Origin of the sequence: Pseudohongiella sp., from assembly GCF_011050365.1 — a bacterium.
In the GTDB taxonomy this organism is placed as follows: Bacteria; Pseudomonadota; Gammaproteobacteria; order Pseudomonadales; family Pseudohongiellaceae; genus Pseudohongiella.
Genome location: NZ_DRFV01000009.1, coordinates 141,620 through 164,005 on the forward strand (window position 1 = coordinate 141,620; position 22,386 = coordinate 164,005).

The following is a 22,386-nucleotide window of genomic DNA, read 5'->3' on the forward strand; positions in this document are numbered from 1 at the left end:
GAAGACGGCGCATATTATCTTGTTATTGACGCGTCGGTGCAACTTTATCGGCCGCTTTGGCGGCGCTATTTATACGTTTGTCATCAGGCTATTCGTTGCCTGCGGGCAACACGGCCGGTTGGGATTAAACGGCGATTGTGCCAGAATACGCGCCCACTGCCATCATCAAGCCCGACACCATGCCTGCATTCGATATTCTACACCCCAAACTGCCTGCCGCCAGGCACACCGTGCAGTGGCAACCGCTGCCCGACAGTCAACTCAGCCTGGCGCTGGTGCAGGCTGCCCGACAGGCCCCCGGTCCCGTCCTGGTGATCACCAACAGCAGCGAGGAGGCTGAGCAGTTGCGCCGCGAGCTGCAGTTTTTCAGCGCTGGCGACGACACGCAAGAGCTTCCGGTCTACACCTTCCCCGACTGGGAAACCCTGCCTTACGATACGTTTTCGCCACACCAGGACATTGTGTCCGAGCGCCTCAACGCCCTGTATCACCTGCCGGACATGCGCCGCGGCATTCTCATCGTTCCGGTCAACAGCGCCATGCACCGTCTGCCACCACAAGCCTATGTGCAGGGCAACAGCCTGCAACTGACCACTGGCGAGACCCTCAACACCGATGTGCTGCGCCAGCGCCTGGTCGATGCCGGTTATCAGTATGTTGATTCAGTGTATGAGCACGGTGAATTCACTGTGCGCGGCGCCATCATGGACATCTTCCCGATGGGCAGCAAACTGCCGTATCGCATCGACCTGTTTGATGACGAGATTGAATCACTGCGCATTTTTGATCCGGAAACCCAGTTGTCGCTGGAAAAAGTGCCCGCTATCCGCCTGCTGCCGGGCAAGGAGTACCCGCTGGACGAAAGCGGCAGACGCGGTTTTCGCACCCGGTTCCGGGAACTGTTCGATGTCGACACCCGCGACTGCAGCTTGTACCAGGATATCAGCGAAGGCATTCAGAGCGCGGGCGTGGAATATTACCTGCCGCTGTTCTTTGACCATCTGAGCCATCTGTTTGAGTATCTGCCCGCCGATACCCTGATTGTGCGCAGTCGTCAGCTGGAACCGCCGGCGCTGCGCTTCTGGCAAGACATCGAATCGCGCTACGAAGATCGCCGCTATGATCGGCAGCGCCCTATTCTGGCGCCCGCGACCCTGTTCCTGTCGCCTGAAGATGTGTTCCGCCACATCAAGAATTTCAGCAGTATCACCTTGCAGGACAGCGACAGCCAGAGCACGGCCAGCAACAGTGACTTTCCCAATCTGAGCGCTGACAACAGCCGTGCCGAGCCCATGCAGGCTCTGCAGACCTGGCTACTGGAACACCCGGGATATCGTGTACTGGTCTGCGCCGAAAGCGCCGGTCGACGTGAAGTAATGACCGAGCTGCTCCGCACTGCGGGGCTCAGCCCGGTACCGGTGGACTCCTGGCGTGATTTTGTTGACGGCAGGCAGCCTTTCGCGATCTGCATTGCCTCGCTGGACAAGGGCCTGCTGTTGCCATCAGAAAAACTGATGATGATTACCGAAACGCAGCTACTGGGGCGCAAGATCGCCCAGCGCCGTCGTCGACGCCGGGCCCAGGATAACACTGACTTCATCATCAAGAGCCTGACCGAGCTGCACCTGGGTGCGGCGGTGGTGCATATCGATCACGGTGTTGGTCGTTACTGCGGACTGCAGACACTGACCATCGAAGACGAAACCGCCGAGTTCCTGACTCTGGAATACTCCAATCAGGCCAAACTGTATGTGCCGGTGGCATCATTGCACCTGATCAGCCGGTATGGCGGCGCCGATCCCGAGCTGGCACCATTGGACAACCTGGGCAGCGACCAATGGCAGAAAAACAAACGCAAAGCCGCCGAAAAAATTCGCGACGCCGCTGTTGAGCTACTGGATATTTATGCCAAGCGCGAATCGCGTGGCGGTTTCCCCTTTCGCTGCGACGACATCGACTACGACAAGTTTGCCGCCAGCTTCCCGTTTGAAGAAACGCCTGATCAGCTTGATGCCATCAATGGTGTCATCGCCGACATGCAGTCGGCGCGCAGCATGGACCGACTGGTGTGTGGTGATGTCGGCTTTGGCAAGACCGAGGTCGCCATGCGGGCCGCTTTTATCGCTGTGCAGAATCACAAGCAGGTGGTCATGCTGGTACCCACCACTCTGCTCGCCCAGCAGCACCACGACAGTTTCCGTGACCGCTTTGCTGACTGGCCAGTCAATATTGACCTGATCTCACGCTTTCGCTCGGGCAAGGAGCAGGATGCAACGCTGGCCAAAATTCGCGACGGCAAGGTCGACATCATCATCGGCACCCACAAGCTGCTACAGAACTCGATCAAGTATAAGGATCTGGGCCTGCTGATCATTGATGAGGAACACCGTTTTGGTGTGCAGCAGAAAGAGCGCATCAAGGCACTGCGCGCGGAAGTCGATATTCTGACGCTGACAGCAACACCGATACCGCGCACGCTCAACATGGCGATGTCCGGTGTGCGCGATCTGTCGCTGATTGTCACGCCACCGGCCAAACGCCTCTCGGTGAAAACCTTTGTCCGCGAACAGCAGGACAGCCTGGTCAAGGAGGCCATCCTGCGCGAGCTGCTGCGTGGCGGCCAGTTGTTTTATCTGCACAATGAAGTCAAAAGCATTGAACGCACTGCTGAGCATATCCGCACGCTGGTGCCCGAAGCCCGGGTTTGTGTGGCGCATGGCCAGCTTCCCGAGCGCGAGCTGGAAGTGATCATGGCGGACTTCTATCACAAGCGTTACAACATCCTGGTGTGCTCAACCATTATTGAAACCGGCATCGATGTACCCAGCGCCAACACCATCATTATCGACCGCGCCGACAAGCTGGGCCTGGCGCAGCTGCATCAATTACGTGGCCGGGTCGGACGCTCGCATCACCAGGCCTACGCCTACCTGCTGACGCCGCCGCAAAAGGCCATGTCCGGCGATGCGCTAAAGCGTCTGGATGCGATCACCGCCGCCAACACATTGGGGGCCGGTTTCACACTGGCCAGTCATGACCTGGAGATTCGCGGTGCTGGCGAGATTCTGGGTGAAGAACAGACCGGCCACATGCAGAAGATCGGCTTTACGCTGTATACCGAAATGCTGGAAGAAGCGGTCAAAGCCATTCGTGAGGGGCGCACACCCAATATTGATCTGGTATTGCAAAGTGGCAGTGAAATCAATCTGCGCGTCCCGGCACTGATCCCGGAAGATTACCTGCCCGACATCCACACCCGCCTGATCATGTACAAACGCATCGCCGGTGCCCGTGACGATGAGGAGCTGCGTGACCTGCAAATAGAAATGATAGATCGCTTTGGTTTATTACCCGATGCCGCCCGCATCCTGTTCTCGGTAACCGAACTCAAACTGCGCGCCGAAGCCATGGGCATCAGCAAGATTGACGCCAGCGCACAAACCGGACGTATCGTGTTCCGGCAACACACCACTGTGGACCCGTTGTCGATCGTGCAACTGGTACAAAAGCATTCGCGCATTTACAAGCTGTCAGGACCCACACAGCTGGGCTTTACCCACGGACAGGAGAAAGCGGTCGCCCGTATCGAGTTTATCAACAAGACGCTGGACCAGCTGAGGCTGACTAAGTAACGTCGGACCCCGTCGCTGTTTTCGGAGATCGCTGCGTCGGCTCGTCCGGTCCACGCCGCAGGCGGTCGAAATACACCCGGGCGGCGGCGGTCACCTTGCCGGAGAGCAGGAAGGTGACTGTCATGGTGGGCACGGCCATCAGGGCGTACGCCGAATCAATAATGGCAAACACTGCCTCCAGCGGAATAATGGCGCCCACCAGCACCAGCAGGGTGTAATAATATTTATAACTGTCCTGCAGATGGGCACCTATCAGGTAACCAAGACACTTGGCACCATAATACCAAAAGGTGAACATGGTACTGGACGCAAAAATCAACACCACAAAAGCGATCAGGTAGGCGCCGATATTGCCGGGCAGAACCTGCGAGAATGCCATTGCGGTCATGGTGACACCGTCGGTCAGACCGTCCTGCCACACGCCGGTCACCAGGATCACCAGCGCGGTGCAGGTACACACGATCAGGGTATCAATCACCGGCCCCATCATCGCCACCAGGCCTTCACGCACCGGCTCTTCGGTTTTGGCAGCGCCATGCGCCATGACTTCGGTGCCAATACCCGCTTCATTGGAGAACGCGCCGCGCATGACACCGATAGTCATGACACCGACGAGACCGCCTCCCACCGCCTGCGGCGAGAACGCCTCGCGCACAATCAGCCAGAGATAACCGGGCAACTCACTGACGTGCACGGCCAGCACCAGCAAGGTCATCACCATGTACAGCACCACCATCGACGGTACCAGACGGACGGCGACATAACCGACGCGCCTGACACCACCAAAAATGACCGACGCGACCAGGGCTGCCGCGAACAAACCAAATATCAGGTTGAAAACAAAGGAATCGTTGCTCTCAACCAGGCCGGCAGGCACAAACACCACTTCACGCATCACCTGTGTGAGCTGATTGATCTGCACAATTGGCAAGGTACCGATCAGCGCCGCCGCCGCAAACATGGTTGCCAGCCAGTGCCAGCGCTTACCCAGTCCCTCGCGGATGATATACATGGGGCCGCCCTGCACCTGGCCCAGGTTATCCTTGCCGCGGTACATGACGGCCAGGGTGCAGGTGAAGAACTTGGTCGCCACCCCGACCACGGCGGTCACCCACATCCAGAACACGGCACCGGGGCCGCCCAGACCAATGGCCAGCGCCACACCTGCGATATTGCCCATGCCCAGCGTGCCTGACAGCGCGGCCGACAGTGCCTGCAGGTGACTCAGGTCACCCGGATCATCCTTGTTGTCGTAACGGCCGGTCAGAATGGCAATGGCGTGCGGGAAGTAGCGATAGGGCTGAAACCGGCTGATCAGTGCAAAATACACACCGCCACCGACCAGCAGAATGATCAAGGGCATGCCCCACAAGAAACCCGCCAGCGCCTGCAGGCTCTGTGTCATAAAATCCATGTCCGATTCCGCCCTTGTTGTTTGAGTTTTTACAATGGGTTGTACTTGATTCTTTTAGAGTACCAGACTCTCTCCGTCCTGAAAAACCAACGCGCCATTTTACATCGCCAGACAATCTGCCGACATGCCCGACATTGACTAGCCATAGCGGCTGAGCAAGAATAGTCATCCCGGAAGGAACCCTGAAGTACAGGCTCACTACACCAAGCGACCGACGCATTCCAGGCCCACGATGGAAAATAACCGAATATTGATCATTGATGATGACCCCGACGTCAGCCAGACCCTGCATGACATGGCCGAAGCCCTTGGCTTCGAGGTTATCACCACCGACAGCAAACTGTCCTTTTTTGCACAATTGGCACTGTTCGAACCCGGTATCATAATTTTTGATCTGGCCCCACTGGATCAGGATAACCTGGCACTGGTGGAGCAACTGGCAGACATAAACGACAAGGCGCAACTGGTGATTGTCAGTGGCGTGAGCAATGAGTCGCTGAATGTGATTGCAAAAAACGCGAATGATCGCGGACTGAGGTTGCTGGGTATTTTGCAGAAACCGGTGCCGGTCGCTCGCATGCGTCAATTGCTGACCCTGTACCTGAGCGCTGATCAGCGCAAGACACCGGCGGGCAACAATTGGCAGCAACAACTCGACAACAGCGACTGGATGCCTACCCAGGAAGATCTGATCGATGTTATCGAAAACGATCTGCTCACCCTGAATTATCAACCCAAACTGGACTGCAGCACCGGCAACCTGCTTGGCTTCGAGGCCCTGGCGCGATGGGACGTGCCGGGCAAGGGCAGTGTGACACCTGATGTGTTTGTGCCGCTGGCCGAGAGCAGCCACCTGATGAGCGTGCTGACCTGCAATATTGCAAAACACGGGCTGTTATGGCTCAGCAAAATTCAGCGGTCGCCGATTCTGTCCAATTGCAGCCTGCAGCCTGAATATTCACCGGACAAACTGACGTTGGCGCTCAATCTCAGCGCCCGATGTCTGGAGGATACCGACATGCCTGACAAGCTGGCGGAAATCTGTCATCAGTTCCAGGTGGACCCGGCCAGCGTCATCCTGGAAATCAGTGAATCCACTGTCATGCATAACCCCGACAAACTGCTGGAGATTCTGACGCTATTTCGTGACAAGCACTTTCAATTGTCGATTGATGACTTTGGCACCGGCTTCTCATCCATGCTCCACCTGGTGCGACTGCCCTTTACCGAACTCAAGATCGACAAGTGCTTTGTTGGCAAGGCGGACGTGTCAGAAGAAGCGCGCGCAATCATCAAATCCAGCGTCGACCTGTCAAAAAGCCTGGGTATCAGATCGGTGGCGGAAGGCGTGGAAAGCCAGTCAATCAGGCAGTTTCTCACTGAACTGGGTTGCAATGCCTTTCAGGGCTACCTGATTTCCAAACCGGTCAGCGAAGACAGTCTGCTAGTGTGGAGCAAGCAGTATTGCGAGTCCCTGCATTAGCAGCCGGTTGTTCCGGTGCAGACTGTCATACGCGAAGGCGGGCCCAGGGTATGGACTCTTTCGGCAGCGCTTTGCTCAGCAAGGGGCCCTGCAGCTCTTCACAGGCCAGCGTTCGCAGCATGCGCAAACCGGCACTGTTCCTGACGCCGTCGGCGACTGACACCAGGCCACGAGAGTGAATCAGTTTGACCATGGCCGCCAATTGGCGCCGCTGGTCACTGTGCACCAGTGCGGCTTCAATGAGCTTCGCGGAAAACTTGATGCCATCCACCGGCATCATGAACATGTCCTGCACGGTTGAGCCGCCATCTCCGAAGTTCGACACCACTACCGATACATGATGGCTCTGCAATCGTTGCAGATACTGCACCGTTTTTGCGTCCGCGTTACGCAGTGATTTTTCGCTGACTTCAATGGCAAGCCAGCCCGGTTTGTACTTGCGCTTGATGGACTCCGCCAGTGCATACGCCAGCACCGGTGCGCTCAATACATCATTGATGGTGACGTCTACCGTCACGCGGAACTTGAGGTCCTTTTTTGCCCACTCCTCGGCATCGGTAAACGCCAGTTTTAACATCCAGGCACAGAAACCCTGAATGGCGGGGACTTCCTCCAGCATGGCCTTGAAGTCCTCCAGCTGTAGCTCTCCGCGTCTCGGGTGCTTCCAGCGCACCACTCCCTGCAATGCCGAGAAATACCCCGTGCGGGTATTCAAGCGTGGCTCGTAATGCAAGGTGATCTCATGGTTTTCCATGGCCGCCTGTATTTGCAGACTGCTGTAGCGCTCACCCAGATTGTGAATGGCATCGACAGTCGGGCTGGCCTGGAATTCCTCATTACTCCGGTGCGCTGCTATCGCCATCTTCGCGGCGTTGTCGAGCAGGGATTGGGGCTCGACTTCACGGCCCTGTACACGTTTGCGATGCAGTCCGGTAGTCGCCGTCAGACTGTACTCCTCGCCATCAAGTTTGATGGGAGTCGCCAGCACTTCCTTGACCAGCTTCTGCACATCAGATATTTCCCGGCCCTGCCCGGCCTGAATGCCCAGCAGCTCGTTGCCCGACAACTGGCTGACATAAGCACCCGCACCCAGCCTGGTCTGCAACTGCTCAGCCAGCGAGCGCACCAGCTGATTGACGGTATCCTGACCTGCGCTTTGACGAATTTGGTCGAGATTGTTGAGCCGGACGTTAAGCACATCCAGGTCCTTATCCGTCAGACTGCCGGACTTGAGCACTTTTTCCAGGTGTTTGATGGTTGCTTTGATATTAGGCAGGTCAGTGCCGGCAACCTGATGCTGAGCTGCGTAGAGTTCCGCCTGTAGCCATTTAATCAGCCGTTGCAGCAGCCCCCCTGACAGTCCTGCGACGAACAGGCCCGTGGTTCTGACCCAGAACGCAACACCAACATTGTCAATGCCGGCAAACACACCACCCGGACTCATCAAGACGGCACATACCAGTGCCGTGACCGTCGCCACAATCGGCCCGCTAACCAGTCCGACCAGAAAAATCACCAGCGCTATCCAGCTGCCGAAATCAGACGGCAAACCGCCGCCGAGAAAAGCCAGTCGCATCAGTATCGCGATGTAGACCCACAACACGATGCACACCAATATCTGCAGCTCCGCCGAGAGCCGGTAGAACTCGCCAAAGGCGGTATTGACCATGCTGATGTAACGCCGGGTGCGGGCCATAAAGAATCAGTTGCTCCCTGCTTTCGTGTTCACCGTGCCGGATTGACTAACCCGGGCCACTAAGCAAGAATGGTAGCTCACCTGCACGCAAGGCTCCAATGAAGAATTCCGTCGTTCACGCATATCCAATGCCCTCTTTTCTTCGTCTGATGCTGATCGCCCTGGCACTGGCGGCCGCCGTGCCTCCGGCAATGGCACAGGACGGCAACCGGTGGTATCAGATTGAAGTCACCGTGTTTGCCCATGAGAACAGCAATATTCTTCAGGAACAATGGCCTGCTGACGCTCCGGCGCTGAATGACGCGGCGCGAACACGCGAGCTGGACAGTTTGCTGCAACACCTGACGCCGGATGACTGGGCGACGCCGCAACCATCCACACCGGACAATACCGCAGCCGATGCAGCCCGGCCCGCAGCCGGGACACCACCGCTGTCAGCGGGCCCGGAAGCATCGCGCAGCAGTGACTATCGGCTGCCGGATACAGAACGTGACGCTTTTGTTGCCCTGCCGGCATCCGACCATGATTTTACCCAGACCAATCGCGCCCTGAACCAGTCGCCGGACTACCGGGTTCTGACTCACCTGGCCTGGCGCCAGCCCGTGATGCGCGCCGACGCCGCGATACCCATTGCTATCGTTGGCGGGCGCCGGTTCGACGATCAACACGAGCTGGAAGGAACGCTGACAATCCGCTTCAATCAGTCACGGGACCGGGTCATGCTCGATACCGATCTGACACTGACACAGTTCAGCACCCAGCCGCCCGATACCGGGGCTTTTGACGCGCAAGCCTTTGGGTCTCAAACCGCCGACAGCAACACACCGCGTCAGTTCTTCGCGTCCCGGGTGTTCCCCATGCAAGACTCCCGCGCCATGCGCAGTAATGAATTCCACTACCTGGATCACCCGGCCATCGGCGTACTGGTGCAAGTGTTCCCCTATGAGCCGCCGGCGCCGGTCAGCTCATTTCGGGAAACCGGCTTGCCGCAGTAAGCAGCAAACGATGAATCTGATCCATGCCCTGAGCCAGAACTGCGCGAATAGCGGGCATGGTAATGACATCGTCCGACAGACCGGCGGCCCAGTTCACCGACAGACACACACTGGCGTAGGCCAGTCCCAGCTCACGCGCCAGCGCTGCCTCCGGCATGCCGGTCATACCGACCATGTCGCAGCCATCATTCTGCAGACGCCTGACTTCGGCGATGGTCTCCAGTCGCGGGCCCTGCGTGGCGCCATAAACGCCGTGCGGCCATACCGGCAGTTGCAGCTGACCGGCGCTCGCCAACAACAGCTCACGCAGCTCATGCGAATACGGTCGGGTAAAGTCGATGTGGGTAACACTGGCCGTGAACCGGTCAGCAGACTCGATATCAACTGCGTCGCCATCAAAAAACGTGTGGGCGCGGCCACTGGTGTAATCAATGATCTGCTCGGGCACTGCAATCACACCCGGCCCCATCTGCCGGTGGATGCCGCCCACCGCATTGACCGCCAGTACCGAGGTCACACCCAGCTCGCGCAGGGCGAACATATTGGCGCGATAGTTGATACGATGGGGAGGCACCGTATGGCCTTCGCCATGGCGAGGCAAAAAATGCACGGTGCCGGCAACTCCGGGCAAATGACCACAGGCAATATCAACGGCGGTGTCCTGGTAAGGCGTTTGCACTCCGGCAATGCGCTTAACCTCAAAACCGGGCAACTGATTGAGGCCCGTACCGCCAATAAACGCTAACATAAACCGTCTCCTTTTCTCAGGCGGCAGTATACCAACGAAAACCCGACAGTGGTGTTGACAGCATGCGCAAAACTATTCCTAAAATGGCTACTTCGACGTATCGGTCACGGAATACCCGATGAAACGACTTTTGAAGCTGCTTTGGCACCAGCAACAGCGACTGCCCGACGGACTGTCCCGCGCGCTCTACAAGCAGATGCGGAAACGCGGTTACGCGCCCGCGTATGAGTTCAGGACCGATTTTTATGGTCTCCAGTATGACGGCAATCTGAGTAACAACATCGATTTTGCCATCTATTTTTATGGCGCGTTTGAAAAGCCGCTGCTGTATTTCATGCGCGATGCCTTGCACGCCATTGCCGGCTACGAAGGTGTCTTTGTTGATGTCGGCGCCAACGTAGGGCAACACTCGCTGTTCATGTCGCAACGGGCCAGGTCTGTCATCGCCTTTGAACCCTATGCGCCGGTGCGGGAGCGCCTGGCACGCCAGATTCGACTGAATACGATTCGCAATATTACCGTGGAACCTTTGGGGCTGAGTGACGAGACGGCCCACCAGGCGTTCTACGCACCCACCGGCGACAACGCCGGTATCGGCTCATTTGATGTCAGCACCACCGATAAGGGCAACACCTTGCTTGGCGATCTCCACGTGATCCGGGGTGACGATTATTTTACCCGTAACCCGCCCGACTACCTGCATCTGATCAAGCTGGACGTGGAAGGTTATGAAAAGCCGGCTTTGCAGGGCCTGCAGAAAACCCTGCAGCGTTACCGGCCGCTGATTATCTGTGAATTGACCTACGGCAACGCACTGTCGTTCAAGAGCCGTGACGAAATCGTGCAGTGCCTGCCGGAAAATTATGTGTTGCTGCAGTTCAACAAGCGCAAGTCAGATGGCAGCAAGGACAGGCGCAAAGACGGTCGCTCGAGAATCAGCGGCGCTTATGACCTGATTCCGTACGAGGGACCGCTGGACAAGGGCCAGGATGACCTGATCGCCTGTCCGCTGGAGTACCGGCAGACGATTCCCCGCGTTGGACAGTAGGTGCTCCTCTAAGCGCCTCTCCGTTCGGACGACGGCCCGGCCAGCGGGTAGCAGGGCCTTGTGCAACCGTCGAGGGGAGTTGGCATCTCGCCGACTTGCACGAGGGACGGGGATCGGAGGGAACGCTGGGAACCAATCAGGCCATGTTTTCTTCTTTGCCCCTGCACCCGATCAGCGGGAGGACTGTCTGAGTCCCGAGCCCGCGGAGCGAGCGAGGTCGAGTTCCGCCCCGCCGGGTGCAGGGGCAAAGAAGATGGTCGGTTCACAGTGTCCCTCCGATTCCCGGCCCGCCCTCGATTAAGATCCATGAACTTTCAGCTGGCCGGGCCGCACTCAAACGAAGCCGGCAGTTTCAATTCTGCTGCCGGGCGTACCAAACAAAAAAAGGCCACCTGAAAGGTGGCCTTTTGTGTTTGGTACGCCCGGCAGGAATCGAACCTGCAACCCCCGGCTTAGAAGGCCGGTGCTCTATCCGATTGAGCTACGGGCGCAAAGCAGGCTCTGCTCCGCTGCTGACAACCCGGCCTGTCTCCCTGCCGGAGAGCAGACCTTTGCGGGATGCGCTGGGAATATGGGGTGGCTGATGGGGCTCGAACCCACGACAACCGGAGTCACAGTCCGGGGCTCTACCAACTGAGCTACAACCACCATAAATCAACTGTCGATCGCTTTGACTATCTGTTGGTAAGGTCTTGTCGACCCAGTACGTTTGCGAAATTGGTCGGGGTAGAGAGATTCGAACTCCCGACATCCTGCACCCAAAGCAGGCGCGCTACCAGACTGCGCTATACCCCGATCTCGCCCCGAAAACATACCATCGTCATCGCGAGGTCGGCATAATACTCATGGCGGGCATCTCCGTCAACGATTGATTGGAATTTCTACTCCCTTTCAATACGCCAGCTGCTACCATCAGCGCCGTCTTCCACCACCACTTTCATGGCATTGAGTTTGTCGCGAATCTCGTCCGCCAACGCCCAGTTTTTGTCCTGCCGGGCCTGCCGTCGCTGAGCAATCAGGGCGTCAATTGCGTCAGCATCCACGTCATCTGCGCTGCTACGCAAAAACGCATCAGCCGAGCCCTGCAACAACCCGAGCACTCCACCCAGTTTCACCAGCAATCGCGCGAGTTCACCGGCATGGACAGGGTCCAGCTCACGTACCTTGTTCAGATCACGCGCCAGATCAAACAGCACGGCAACCGCCTCCGCAGTGTTAAAATCATCATTCATGGCCTCACGGAAAGCTTTTTCGTACTGACTGTTGGTCAGGGCCCGGGCTGATTCGGCGTCGGCAGCACGCACGGCCAGGTACAAGCGTTCCAGTGACGCCGCGGCCTTTTCCAGCCCCTGATCGGAATAATTGATCGGGCTGCGATACTGGCTCGCTACCAACAGGTAACGCACCACTTCGGCCGGATATCTGGCCAGCACGTCGCGCACGGTAAAAAAGTTACCCAGCGATTTGGACATTTTTTCATTGTCGACACGCACCGGACCATTGTGCATCCAGTAATTGGCAAAATGTTTACCGGTAGCCGCTTCCGACTGGGCAATCTCGTTTTCGTGGTGTGGAAACATCAGATCAGAGCCACCACCATGAATGTCAAACGACTCACCCAGGCAGCAGGTCGACATCGCCGAACACTCAATGTGCCAGCCCGGCCGGCCGTAACCCCAAGGCGAGTCCCAGCCCACCTCTTCATCTCTGGCGGCCTTCCACAGGGCAAAATCACGCGGATCACGTTTCAGTTCGCCGACCTCGATACGGGCGCCGGCGAGTAATTCTTCCGGGTCCTTGTTGGACAACTTGCCATAACCCTCGAACTGACGGACCGCGTAATACACGTCGCCGTTGCTGACACGATAGGCATAATCCTGTCTGATCAGCTTCTCGATCATGGCTATGATCTCGGTAATATGTGCCGTGGCCCGCGGCTCTTCATCAGGCTTCAGCACAAACAGCGCGGCTTCGTCTTCGCGTGTGGCGGCAATAAAGCGTTCAGTCAGATCGGCAAAATATTCGCCATTCTCTTTCGCACGACGCAGGATCTTGTCATCGATATCGGTGATATTGCGCACATAGTTGACGTCATATCCCAGGTAGCGCAGGTAACGCACCACCACATCAAATGCAACGAACATGCGGGCATGACCAATGTGACTGTAGTCGTACGTGGTCAGGCCACAGACGTACATGCTCACCTTGCCCGGCTGCAGGGGCTGAAAGCGCTCCTTCTTGCGGGTCAAGGTATTGTAGATCTTTAAATCGTTGCTAATCATCCTGAAATCTTCGCCCATGAGTCGCGCAGGCTGACCGTGCGGTTGACCACCAGTTTGCCTGGCGCGCTGTCCACACGATCAACACAAAAATAACCTTCCCGCTCAAACTGAAAACTTTCCTCCGCTGCCGCGGAGGCCAGTGAAGGCTCTGCCAGGCAACCAGTCAACACTTGCAGAGAGTCCGGGTTCAGACAATTCTTGAAATCTCCCGACGCTTTGTCGTCGGGGTTTTCATTCAGGAACAGTCTGTCATAAATACGTACTTCCGCCGGCACCGCTGCGGCAGCCGGCACCCAGTGAACCACGCCTTTGACCTTGCGGCCGACCGGGTTCTGTCCCAGCGTCTGATCATCGTAGCTGCAGCGCAGTTCAACGACCTCACCGGCATCATCCTTGACCACCTCGTCACAACGGATCACATAAGCGCCCCGCAAACGCACTTCAGACCCTGTGGTCAGACGTTTGAAACCCGGTGGCGGGACTTCTTCAAAATCACTGCGATCAATAAAAAGCTCATTACCAAACGGCAGTTCACGGTGCCCGATATCTTTTTTAGGATGCCTGGGCAGTTGCAGTATCTCGTTTTTGTCCGCCGGATAATTCGTCAGGGTAACTTTTAACGGACGCAGTACACACATGGCACGCGGGGCATGGGTATCCAGATCTTCCCGGATGCTGTGCTCCAGCATGCCGACATCAACGATGCTCTCACTGCGGCTCATGCCGATCATGTCGCAGAAGTTGCGAATGCTGTGCGGGGTAAAGCCGCGACGACGCAGTCCGGACAAAGTGGGCATGCGCGGATCATCCCAGCCCGAGACCAGGCCAAGCTCTACCAACTCTTTTAGCTTGCGCTTGCTCATCACCGTGTAGTTGATGTTCAGCCGCGCAAATTCGGTCTGCTGTGGCAACACATAGTCAGTGTCCGGCGTTTTATTGCCCAGTGCGATACAGGCCGAATTCAATGACTCATCCGGCAGGGCCTGCAGAATCCAGTCATACAGTGGCCGGTGATCCTCAAACTCCAGGGTGCACAACGAGTGTGTGACATGCTCCAGGGCATCGGAAATGCAATGTGCATAGTCGTACATCGGGTAAACTTTCCAGGCTTCACCGGTTTGGTGATGGTCGATGCGGCGGATGCGGTAGATGACCGGGTCACGCATATTGATATTGGGTGAGGCCATGTCTATTTTTGCCCGCAGGCTGTAGCTGCCGTCAGCAAACTCGCCGGCTCGCATCCGCGCAAACAGATCCAGACTGTCGTCGATGCTGCGATCGCGCGACGGACTGTCACGACCAGGTTCGGTGAGGGTGCCGCGATATTCACGGGCCTGTTCCGGCGTCAGACTGCACACGTAGGCCTTGCCCAGGCGAATCAGCTCAACGGCAAAATCACACAGATACTGGAAATACGCTGACGTGTAACGCACATCGCCCTGCCAGCTGAAACCCAGCCAGCGTATGTCCTCGCGAATAGCGTCGATATACTCCTGACTTTCTTTCTCGGGATTGGTGTCATCAAAACGCAGATTGCAGGCGCCCTGATAGCCCGCATCCAGGTATGACTGCGCCAGACCAAAATTCAGGCAAATCGACTTGGCATGACCGATGTGCAGAAAGCCATTGGGCTCCGGCGGAAAACGAGTCTGCACACGACCACCGTGTTTGCCCGCCGCCAGGTCCTGATCCACCATATGCCGGATAAAATGTGACGGACCCCTGCTGTCAATCTTGTCAGCGTTCGCGGGCATTTCAGCGTGATCGGTTTTACTGGCGTCTGTCATAGTGGCAATTCTGCTTTCTCAGGAGGCTTAAAGCCATTAGTATACGTTTAGTGGCCTTTATCATCTACAACTAACCCGAATACAAAATACAAAATACAAAGAGTACAGAGCATCATGATTGTTTTTAAAACCAACTACGGCGACATCCAGATTGAACTGGATTTTGCCAACGCCCCCCTGTCAGCAGCCAATTTCCTGGCCTATGCCCGTAGCGGCTTCTACGATGGCACCATCTTCCACCGTGTTATCGACAACTTCATGGTTCAGGGCGGCGGCTTCAGCTCGGGCATGGAGCAAAAGGACAATGGCGAACCGATTCAGAACGAAGCCGACAACGGCCTGAAGAACGAGATTGGCACACTGGCGATGGCCCGCACCTCGGACCCGCATTCAGCGACCTCACAATTCTTCATCAATGTCGGTGACAACGGCTTTCTGAACCACAAGAATAAAACCTCGCAGGGCTGGGGTTATGCCGTTTTCGGTAAAGTCACTGACGGCATGGATGTGGTGAATCGCATCAAACAGTGTAAAACCGGTTATGTTGGCGGTCATCAGGATGTACCATTGGATGAAGTCGTTATCACCGCAACGGAAGTGACTTACCCGGACAATCTCTGAGTATGAGCGACGAGTATGAGTAAAAGCCCGAACAAAACCCTGTTCATCTCCGATCTGCACCTGGACACGGACACCCCGACCATACTGCAAAGTCTGCTTGTGCTGCTGCGCACGCGGGCCACCGGGGCCGATGCGATCTACATTCTCGGGGATTTGTTCGAGGCCTGGGTGGGTGATGATGATCAGAGTGACGTGGCCGACGCCGTTGCCGATGCCCTGATGACACTTAGCCAGGCCGGTGCCGGCATCTACCTGATGCATGGCAATCGCGATTTCCTGATTGGGCAGGATTACGCGGCCCGCTGCGGCGCCACTCTGCTGGCAGAACCCACGGTGATCGAGTGTTATGGTCGGCGGGTCGCGCTGGTGCATGGCGACAGCCTGTGTACCCGCGACAGCGCCTACATGGCGTTCCGCAAGCAGATGCGTGATCCGGCCTGGCAGCAGGCGTTTCTCGAACGGCCATTGCTGGAGCGACACATGGTAGCGCAGCAGATCCGTCAGAAAAGTCAGGATGCCAACAGCCACAAAGCTTCCGACATCATGGATGTCACTCATCAGGAAGTCGTCAAGTTGCTGGAAACCCTGCAGGTCAACATCCTGATTCACGGCCATACCCACCGACCCGGCATTCACACCATCCGCCTGCACGAAGCCATCAATGGCAGCGATGAGGCCGTGCGTATTGTGCTCGGAAGCTGGGACCAAAAGGCATGGGTGCTCGAATTCAGCCCTGAGGGCTACGATCTCAAGCCGCTGGCACACCCTGAACCGGCAGCAGAGGCCGACCCGGCAAGATCTGCAAAAGCGTGACCTGACATGGATGCCATCAGAGCATCTTCAGGGCCAGGCGTTCAGGAAGACAGTTCGGGAAAGTACCGGGTTTGATGTGCCTCACACAGGCGCAGTAGCTGTACATCCATATCCTCTGCCAGATCGGCCAGTGTCAGATGACGCCATTCATCACGAATTTCGACACCATAACCCGACAGATCCTGAATCTGGCGGTGCCGCTTTTTCAGCAGACTGTGCAGCCAGCTGGCCGGTGACATAGCCGGGTTGCAGGGCACTGCCTGACGTTTAAGGCCTGCGGCCAGGGTCTGCGGGGAGCGGATGATAAAGCGGTCCTCCACAATAGGTTGCACCAGCGCCTCCAGACGCTGCAGTACCGCCCACTTCTCCTCTTCCGAGTAGGCATTCCAGTCGATCACTTCAAACGCAAAACGCTTGCAGCCCCGACAGATGGGGTCGCCCACCGAGGTGGTAGAGCAAATTCCGATGCACGGCGTTTTCACCGCTGCTTTAGTCATAACGTGTCTCGGCCTGTTGGGTCGGCAAAGCTGCCTGTTTGGTCTGATAGTACGGCATGGGTGGACGTACAACTGGAAATTTTCACCATTTTACACTAAAATCAGCACCCATTTTTCACCGCTTACCGAATCTATCATCATTACCGAACCAGAGGGGATAACTGTGTTAGAAGCATACCGCAAACACGTGGCCGAACGCGCTGAAATGGGTATTGTGCCCAAACCACTGGACGCAGCGCAGGTTGCCGAACTGGTCGATCTGCTCAAGAGCCCGCCGGCTGGCGAGGAAGACTTCATCCTGGATCTGATCACTAACCGGGTGCCGGCAGGTGTTGATGAGGCCGCGTATGTCAAAGCCGGTTTCCTGTCCGCTCTGGCCAAAGGCGAAGTAAACTCCCCTTTGATCGATAAAAAACATGCCGTCAAGCTGCTGGGCACCATGCTCGGTGGTTATAACATCACCACTCTGGTAGACCTGCTCGACGACAAGGAGCTGGGCGAAGCCGCTGCCGAAGAGCTCAAGCACACGCTGCTGATGTTTGATGCCTTCCATGACGTGGAAGAGAAAGTCAAAACCGGCAACGCCAATGCCAAGGCGCTGATGCAATCCTGGGCCGATGCCGAGTGGTTCCTCAACCGCCCGGAAGTGCCGAAGAAGCTGACCGCCACAGTTTACAAGGTGCCTGGCGAAACCAATACCGATGACCTGTCTCCCGCGCCTGATGCCTGGTCGCGCCCTGACATTCCATTGCATGCGCTGGCCATGTACAAGATGCCACGCGAAGGTGTCACCAACGCCGCCGAACAAATTGCCGAATTGAAGAAAAAAGGCCATCCGGTAGCCCTGGTAGGCGACGTCATGGGAACCGGTTCGTCACGCAAATCTGCCACCAACTCGGTGCTGTGGAACATCGGCGATGATATCCCGCACATTCCCAACAAGCGCGACGGTGGCATCTGCATCGGCAGCAAAATCGCCCCGATCTTCTTCAACACCATGGAAGATGCCGGCGCCCTGCCTATCGAGTGTGATGTGGAAAACATGAACACCGGTGATGTTATCGACATTTATCCCTACGAGGGCAAGGTGCTGGCACACGGGACCGATGAGCCGGTCTGTGACTTCGAATTAAAAACCGATGTACTGCTTGATGAAGTGCGCGCCGGTGGCCGCATCCCGCTGATCATTGGCCGCGGCCTGACCGACAAGGCACGTGCCTCAATGGGCCTGCCGCACTCAACCGTGTTCCGTATCCCCTTCCAGGTTGCCGACAGTGACAATGGTTTCACGCTGGCACAGAAGATGGTCGGCAAGGCCTGCGGCGTCAAAGGTGTGCGTCCGGGCAGCTACTGCGAACCCAAGATGACCACCGTCGGCTCCCAGGACACCACCGGCCCGATGACCCGTGACGAGCTGAAAGATCTGGCCTGTCTGGGCTTCTCGGCGGACCTGGTGATGCAGTCGTTCTGTCACACCGCCGCGTACCCCAAGCCGGTCGACATCGACACCCAGCACACCCTGCCCGACTTCATTCAGACCCGCGGCGGTGTCGCCTTGCGTCCGGGCGACGGCATCATCCACAGCTGGCTGAACCGCATGCTGCTGCCTGATACCGTTGGCACCGGCGGTGATTCACATACCCGTTTCCCGCTGGGTATCTCCTTCCCGGCCGGCTCCGGCCTGGTCGCCTTCGCGGCAGCCACCGGCGTGATGCCGCTGGACATGCCGGAATCGGTGCTGGTCCGTTTCAAGGGCGAGATGCAGCCGGGGATTACCCTGCGCGATCTGGTTAATGCCATCCCTTATGCTGCGATTCAGTCAGGCGACCTGACGGTGGCCAAAAAAGGCAAAAAGAACATCTTCTCCGGTCGCATCCTGGAAATTGAAGGCTTGCCGGATCTGAAAGTTGAACAGGCGTTTGAGCTGTCTGATGCCTCTGCCGAGCGTTCCGCCGCCGGCTGTACCATCCGTCTGGGCGAAGAGCCGATCAAGGAGTACTTCCGCTCCAATGTCGCTCTGCTGCGCTGGATGATCAGCGAAGGTTACGGCGATGCCCGTACCCTGGAGCGTCGTGCCCGTGCCATGGAAGCCTGGCTGGAAGATCCGAAGCTGATGGAACCGGATGCCGGTGCCGAGTATCACAAAATCATCGAAATCGACCTGAACGAGATCAAGGAGCCGTTGCTGGCCTGCCCCAACGATCCGGACGATGTAAAAACACTGTCCGCTGTGCAGGGCACCAAGATCGATGAAGTGTTTATCGGTTCGTGCATGACCAACATCGGCCATTTCCGCGCGGCCAGTGAAGTCCTGAAACAGGTGGAGGGCACATTGCCGACACGTCTGTGGATTTCCCCGCCGACCAAGATGGATCAGCACCAGCTGACTGAAGAAGGCATTTACAGCGTCTTTGGTGTTGCCGGTGCGCGTACCGAGATGCCGGGCTGTTCGCTGTGTATGGGTAACCAGGCTCGGGTCGCACCCAGATCCACGGTGATTTCAACGTCGACGCGTAACTTCCCCAACCGTCTGGGCGATGGCGCCAATGTTTACCTGGCCTCCTCGGAACTGGCAGCGGTGGCGTCGGCGCTGGGCAAGATCCCGACCATGGACGAGTACATGTCATACATGGGCAACGTGAAAACCATGTCGGATAACATCTACCGTTACCTGAACTTCAACGAGATCAAGTCCTACATGGAGGCCGCCGAGCGCCAGAAAGCGATTCCGGTAACCAACATCGCTGACGTCGCCTGACCTGTTCCCTCCGGTTCCGGTTGCTTCTTTTTAGAGAGCGGGCCGGGAATCGGAGGGACACTATCAATGCTTTCGTTATAGAGCGGCCCGGGCAGTGGGTATGAGACTCCTGCCCGACCGCCTCCTTTTGTCATTCACCGGGCGGTGCGGAACTCGACGTCGCGGCTGTGCCGCTCCGGACTCAGACAGTCCTACCGCTTTTTCCGGTGAATGCCAAAAGGAGAAACGCGGCCTGATTGGGCATGAGCCTCATACCCACCACCCGAGCCTTGTGAATGAATTCCGAGTTCTGTCGCCGCAGGCTTGCACGAGGGCCGGGTAGCGGGTAGCTGAATTCAGCCCAATCAGGCCGCGTTTTTCCTTTTGCGGATCACCCGATCAGCGGGAGGACTGTTTGAGTCCCGAGCCCGCGAAGCGAGCGAGGTCGCCCGTTTTTTAAATCATAGGCGCCCCGCCGGGTGATCCGTGAAAGGAAGCGGTCGGGCTGAATCTGCTACCCGCTGGCCGGCCCGATCTCAAAAAGGGCACACCCGCTGGCCGTCCGGCACTCAATCCAAACCAGAATAAAAAGGGCGTCGGGGACCGTGCAGCAACTCCCCGACACCAAAGGTGAGTTCTGTCAGCGCTTCTCAACCCAATAATCTGTCACCACCCCATCGCGAATCTCCAACGCCAGGGTCTCCGCCGTTTCCTTCTCGATGTTGATATTGAACAAAAGGAACAGACCGATTTCCGACTCCGACTCCGACGTGTTGCGATAACGCCACACCTCCATGCCATTGTCATAAGTGCTTACCCGGTCCGGGGCACCAAAATTGTTTCGAATCCAGCCGGCATCAGTTCTCCCGACTTCAACCCGATCCAGCTCCCCCTCACTCCACTGCTGATCACCGATGCTCTCCCGCGAATCGACGACGAACAGACAGCCCGTCATGCTTGCTGCCACCAGTACCAATGCTATCAATCTGATCATGCTGTTTTTTCTCCATATTTATTTGCGGCTTCAGCCAATGTTGTGTCAGCTTCCGATATTTTTTCAGCCTTGATTAGTGAATAGCAGCTTCCGTGCCAACATTCGAACTCACCTCAGGCTATTGATTTATAATGTTTTTAAAAATATTGGAAAAAACCACAACAATGCCAACCACCTATTTTTCTCATTGGCGACTATCTGTTGGTGAATTTCACCAACTCTCCGCATGACACTGAAACACGTCACGACTGAATGGAAACTGAATCGACAACACGGTGCATGGCAGCAACGGCGCGGCAGAGTGACGTGACGCGCAACAAAGCGCACCCTATACTGAAACGCTACAATTTCACGTATCTGGATATCACTATGAAAAACTGGAACTTCAACCTGAAAAAACCCATGGTCACCGCTTTGTGCAGCGCCCTGCTGTCCTGCGTGTCGATGCCGCTGCTGGCACAGGATGAGATCATCCGTGGCGAGCTGCCGCCGATGCCGCAGATGGAATGGGTTCCGTCGCCGGCAGATTATCAGGTAGAAGAGTTTGCCACCGACCTGCAGGTGGTCTGGGCAATCAAGTTTGCTCCCGATGGCAGAATGTTTGTCACTGAAAGACCCGGACGTGTCCGCATCATTTCTGCCGACGGCGTGATGGACCCGGAGCCCTGGTTGTCCATTGAAGAACGTATTTTCTTTCAGGGCGAAAGCGGCCTCACCGGCCTGGCATTTCACCCGGACTATCCGGCAGACCCCCGCGTATATGTCATGTACACCTATATGACCGACGAAGGCCCATACAACCGCATCAGCTATTACACCGAAAGTCAGGGCCGGGCGGGTGCGGAAACCATCCTGTATGACGAACTCGCTGCCCAGGCGCGGGGTGGCAGCCACAGTGGCGGCACGCTGCAGTTTGGTGACGACGGCATGTTGTATGTGGCCACGGGCGATGCCTTCGAGCGCCAGCGCTCCAATGACCTGGAAGACCTGTCAGGCGCCGTGCTACGCATCACACCCGAAGGCGAAGTGCCGGCAGACAACCCCTGGCCGGGCAACCCGATCTGGGCGCATGGCATGCGCAACCCCCACGGTCTGAGCTGGCAGCCCGGTACCGGCAATCTGTTTGCCGGCGACCACGGCCCCACCGGCGAAGACCAGTTAATGGCCCATGACCGCATCATCGTCCTGGAAGGCGGACGTCATCATGGCTGGCCGATCTTTGTCGGTGCCATCGACTCACCGGACTACGTCGATCCGATCCTGACTTTTGTGCCCTCATCACCGCCCGGGGACGTGATGTTTTATACCGGTGACCTGATGCCTGAATTAAAGAACGATCTTTTTGTATCCGTGCTCGGCTTCCAGCCACAGGACCGACAGAACCTGATGCGCATTCGTTTTCAGGACCCGGCTGACCCCACCCGGCCTACCCACATGGAGCGCTGGTTCAATGATGGTGATGGTAACAGTGTCTATGGCCGCCTGCGGGCGCTGGCGACAGGTCCAGACGGATCGATCTACGTGGGCACCAGTAACCATGACGGGCGTCAGATGACACCCGATCATCGCGAACAACCCGACCGTATACTTCGTATCACACCTGCCAACTGAAATGTAAAGGTAAAAGAAAGGGGACGGA

Annotated in this window: 15 protein-coding genes and 3 tRNA genes; 8 read left to right on the forward strand and 10 right to left on the reverse strand. The window is 57.0% G+C overall.

Annotation, left to right across the window (positions count from 1 at the left end; translation table 11 throughout):
* Positions 1 to 179 precede the first annotated feature (179 nt).
* Entirely contained in the window at positions 180 to 3,632 is a 3,453-nt protein-coding gene (gene mfd, locus ENH71_RS08380; protein WP_294134699.1) for a transcription-repair coupling factor, read from the forward strand.
* Here mfd and ENH71_RS08385 read toward each other — a convergent pair.
* Positions 3,625 to 5,046 carry an alanine/glycine:cation symporter family protein gene (locus tag ENH71_RS08385; RefSeq protein ID WP_294134675.1) on the reverse strand — a complete coding sequence of 474 codons (1,422 nt, stop codon included), beginning with the start codon at positions 5,044 to 5,046 and terminating at the stop codon, positions 3,625 to 3,627. The two genes, mfd and ENH71_RS08385, sit on opposite strands and share 8 nt — an antisense overlap.
* A gap of 232 nt (positions 5,047 to 5,278) precedes the next feature.
* Between ENH71_RS08385 and ENH71_RS08390 the strand changes: the two genes are divergently transcribed.
* Complete coding sequence (locus tag ENH71_RS08390; RefSeq protein WP_294134674.1) at positions 5,279 to 6,529, forward strand: EAL domain-containing response regulator; 1,251 nt, start codon at positions 5,279 to 5,281, stop codon at positions 6,527 to 6,529.
* Between the two features lie 25 nt (positions 6,530 to 6,554).
* Here ENH71_RS08390 and ENH71_RS08395 read toward each other — a convergent pair whose 3' ends face one another.
* A complete protein-coding gene (locus ENH71_RS08395; protein WP_294134672.1) occupies positions 6,555 to 8,225 on the reverse strand; it encodes an EAL domain-containing protein in 1,671 nt (556 codons plus the stop codon).
* A gap of 128 nt (positions 8,226 to 8,353) precedes the next feature.
* On the opposite strand from ENH71_RS08395, the gene ENH71_RS08400 reads away from it, so the two are divergent.
* Positions 8,354 to 9,220 (forward strand): CsiV family protein, encoded by an 867-nt coding sequence (locus tag ENH71_RS08400; RefSeq protein WP_294134668.1) that lies wholly within the window; start codon positions 8,354 to 8,356, stop codon positions 9,218 to 9,220.
* On the opposite strand, the gene ENH71_RS08405 is transcribed toward ENH71_RS08400, so the two are convergent.
* Positions 9,186 to 9,968: an S-methyl-5'-thioinosine phosphorylase gene (locus tag ENH71_RS08405; RefSeq protein WP_294134666.1), complete on the reverse strand. Its 783-nt coding sequence runs from the start codon at positions 9,966 to 9,968 to the stop codon at positions 9,186 to 9,188. The two genes, ENH71_RS08400 and ENH71_RS08405, sit on opposite strands and share 35 nt — an antisense overlap.
* 118 nt (positions 9,969 to 10,086) lie before the next feature.
* Between ENH71_RS08405 and ENH71_RS08410 the strand changes: the two genes are divergently transcribed.
* Positions 10,087 to 11,016, forward strand: coding sequence for an FkbM family methyltransferase (locus ENH71_RS08410; protein WP_294134664.1), 930 nt, complete (start codon positions 10,087 to 10,089; stop codon positions 11,014 to 11,016).
* 414 nt (positions 11,017 to 11,430) lie between these two features.
* Here ENH71_RS08410 and ENH71_RS08415 read toward each other — a convergent pair.
* From ENH71_RS08415 to ENH71_RS08435, 5 genes are all read right to left on the reverse strand, one after another.
* Positions 11,431 to 11,507 (reverse strand) — tRNA-Arg (locus tag ENH71_RS08415).
* Between the two features lie 81 nt (positions 11,508 to 11,588).
* Positions 11,589 to 11,664, reverse strand: a tRNA-His gene (locus ENH71_RS08420).
* Positions 11,665 to 11,734: 70 nt separating this feature from the next.
* A tRNA-Pro gene (locus ENH71_RS08425) sits at positions 11,735 to 11,811 on the reverse strand.
* Positions 11,812 to 11,897: 86 nt separating this feature from the next.
* Positions 11,898 to 13,298: a cysteine--tRNA ligase gene (gene cysS, locus ENH71_RS08430; protein ID WP_294134661.1), complete on the reverse strand. Its 1,401-nt coding sequence runs from the start codon at positions 13,296 to 13,298 to the stop codon at positions 11,898 to 11,900.
* Positions 13,295 to 15,052, reverse strand: coding sequence for a glutamine--tRNA ligase/YqeY domain fusion protein (locus ENH71_RS08435; RefSeq protein ID WP_294134697.1), 1,758 nt, complete (start codon positions 15,050 to 15,052; stop codon positions 13,295 to 13,297). Before ENH71_RS08435 ends, cysS begins: the two co-directional genes overlap by 4 nt.
* A gap of 147 nt (positions 15,053 to 15,199) precedes the next feature.
* Here ENH71_RS08435 and ENH71_RS08440 point away from each other — a divergent pair, with 147 nt between their 5' ends.
* Complete coding sequence (locus ENH71_RS08440) at positions 15,200 to 15,706, forward strand: peptidylprolyl isomerase (protein ID WP_294134659.1); 507 nt, start codon at positions 15,200 to 15,202, stop codon at positions 15,704 to 15,706.
* Positions 15,707 to 15,721: 15 nt separating this feature from the next.
* Positions 15,722 to 16,519 (forward strand): UDP-2,3-diacylglucosamine diphosphatase, encoded by a 798-nt coding sequence (locus ENH71_RS08445; protein ID WP_294134657.1) that lies wholly within the window; start codon positions 15,722 to 15,724, stop codon positions 16,517 to 16,519.
* 41 nt (positions 16,520 to 16,560) lie between these two features.
* Here the strand turns inward: ENH71_RS08445 and ENH71_RS08450 are convergent, their stop codons facing one another.
* The gene (locus ENH71_RS08450) at positions 16,561 to 17,016 is read right to left on the reverse strand and encodes a DUF1289 domain-containing protein (RefSeq protein WP_294134656.1); all 456 of its coding nucleotides are present in this window, start codon (positions 17,014 to 17,016) and stop codon (positions 16,561 to 16,563) included.
* Between the two features lie 163 nt (positions 17,017 to 17,179).
* Here ENH71_RS08450 and acnB point away from each other — a divergent pair, with 163 nt between their 5' ends.
* A complete protein-coding gene (acnB, locus tag ENH71_RS08455; RefSeq protein ID WP_294134653.1) occupies positions 17,180 to 19,774 on the forward strand; it encodes a bifunctional aconitate hydratase 2/2-methylisocitrate dehydratase in 2,595 nt (864 codons plus the stop codon).
* A gap of 619 nt (positions 19,775 to 20,393) precedes the next feature.
* Here acnB and ENH71_RS08460 read toward each other — a convergent pair.
* Positions 20,394 to 20,747 carry a hypothetical protein gene (locus ENH71_RS08460; protein ID WP_294134650.1) on the reverse strand — a complete coding sequence of 118 codons (354 nt, stop codon included), beginning with the start codon at positions 20,745 to 20,747 and terminating at the stop codon, positions 20,394 to 20,396.
* A gap of 369 nt (positions 20,748 to 21,116) precedes the next feature.
* Here ENH71_RS08460 and ENH71_RS08465 point away from each other — a divergent pair, with 369 nt between their 5' ends.
* Complete coding sequence (locus ENH71_RS08465) at positions 21,117 to 22,358, forward strand: PQQ-dependent sugar dehydrogenase (protein WP_294137669.1); 1,242 nt, start codon at positions 21,117 to 21,119, stop codon at positions 22,356 to 22,358.
* Positions 22,359 to 22,386 lie beyond the last annotated feature (28 nt).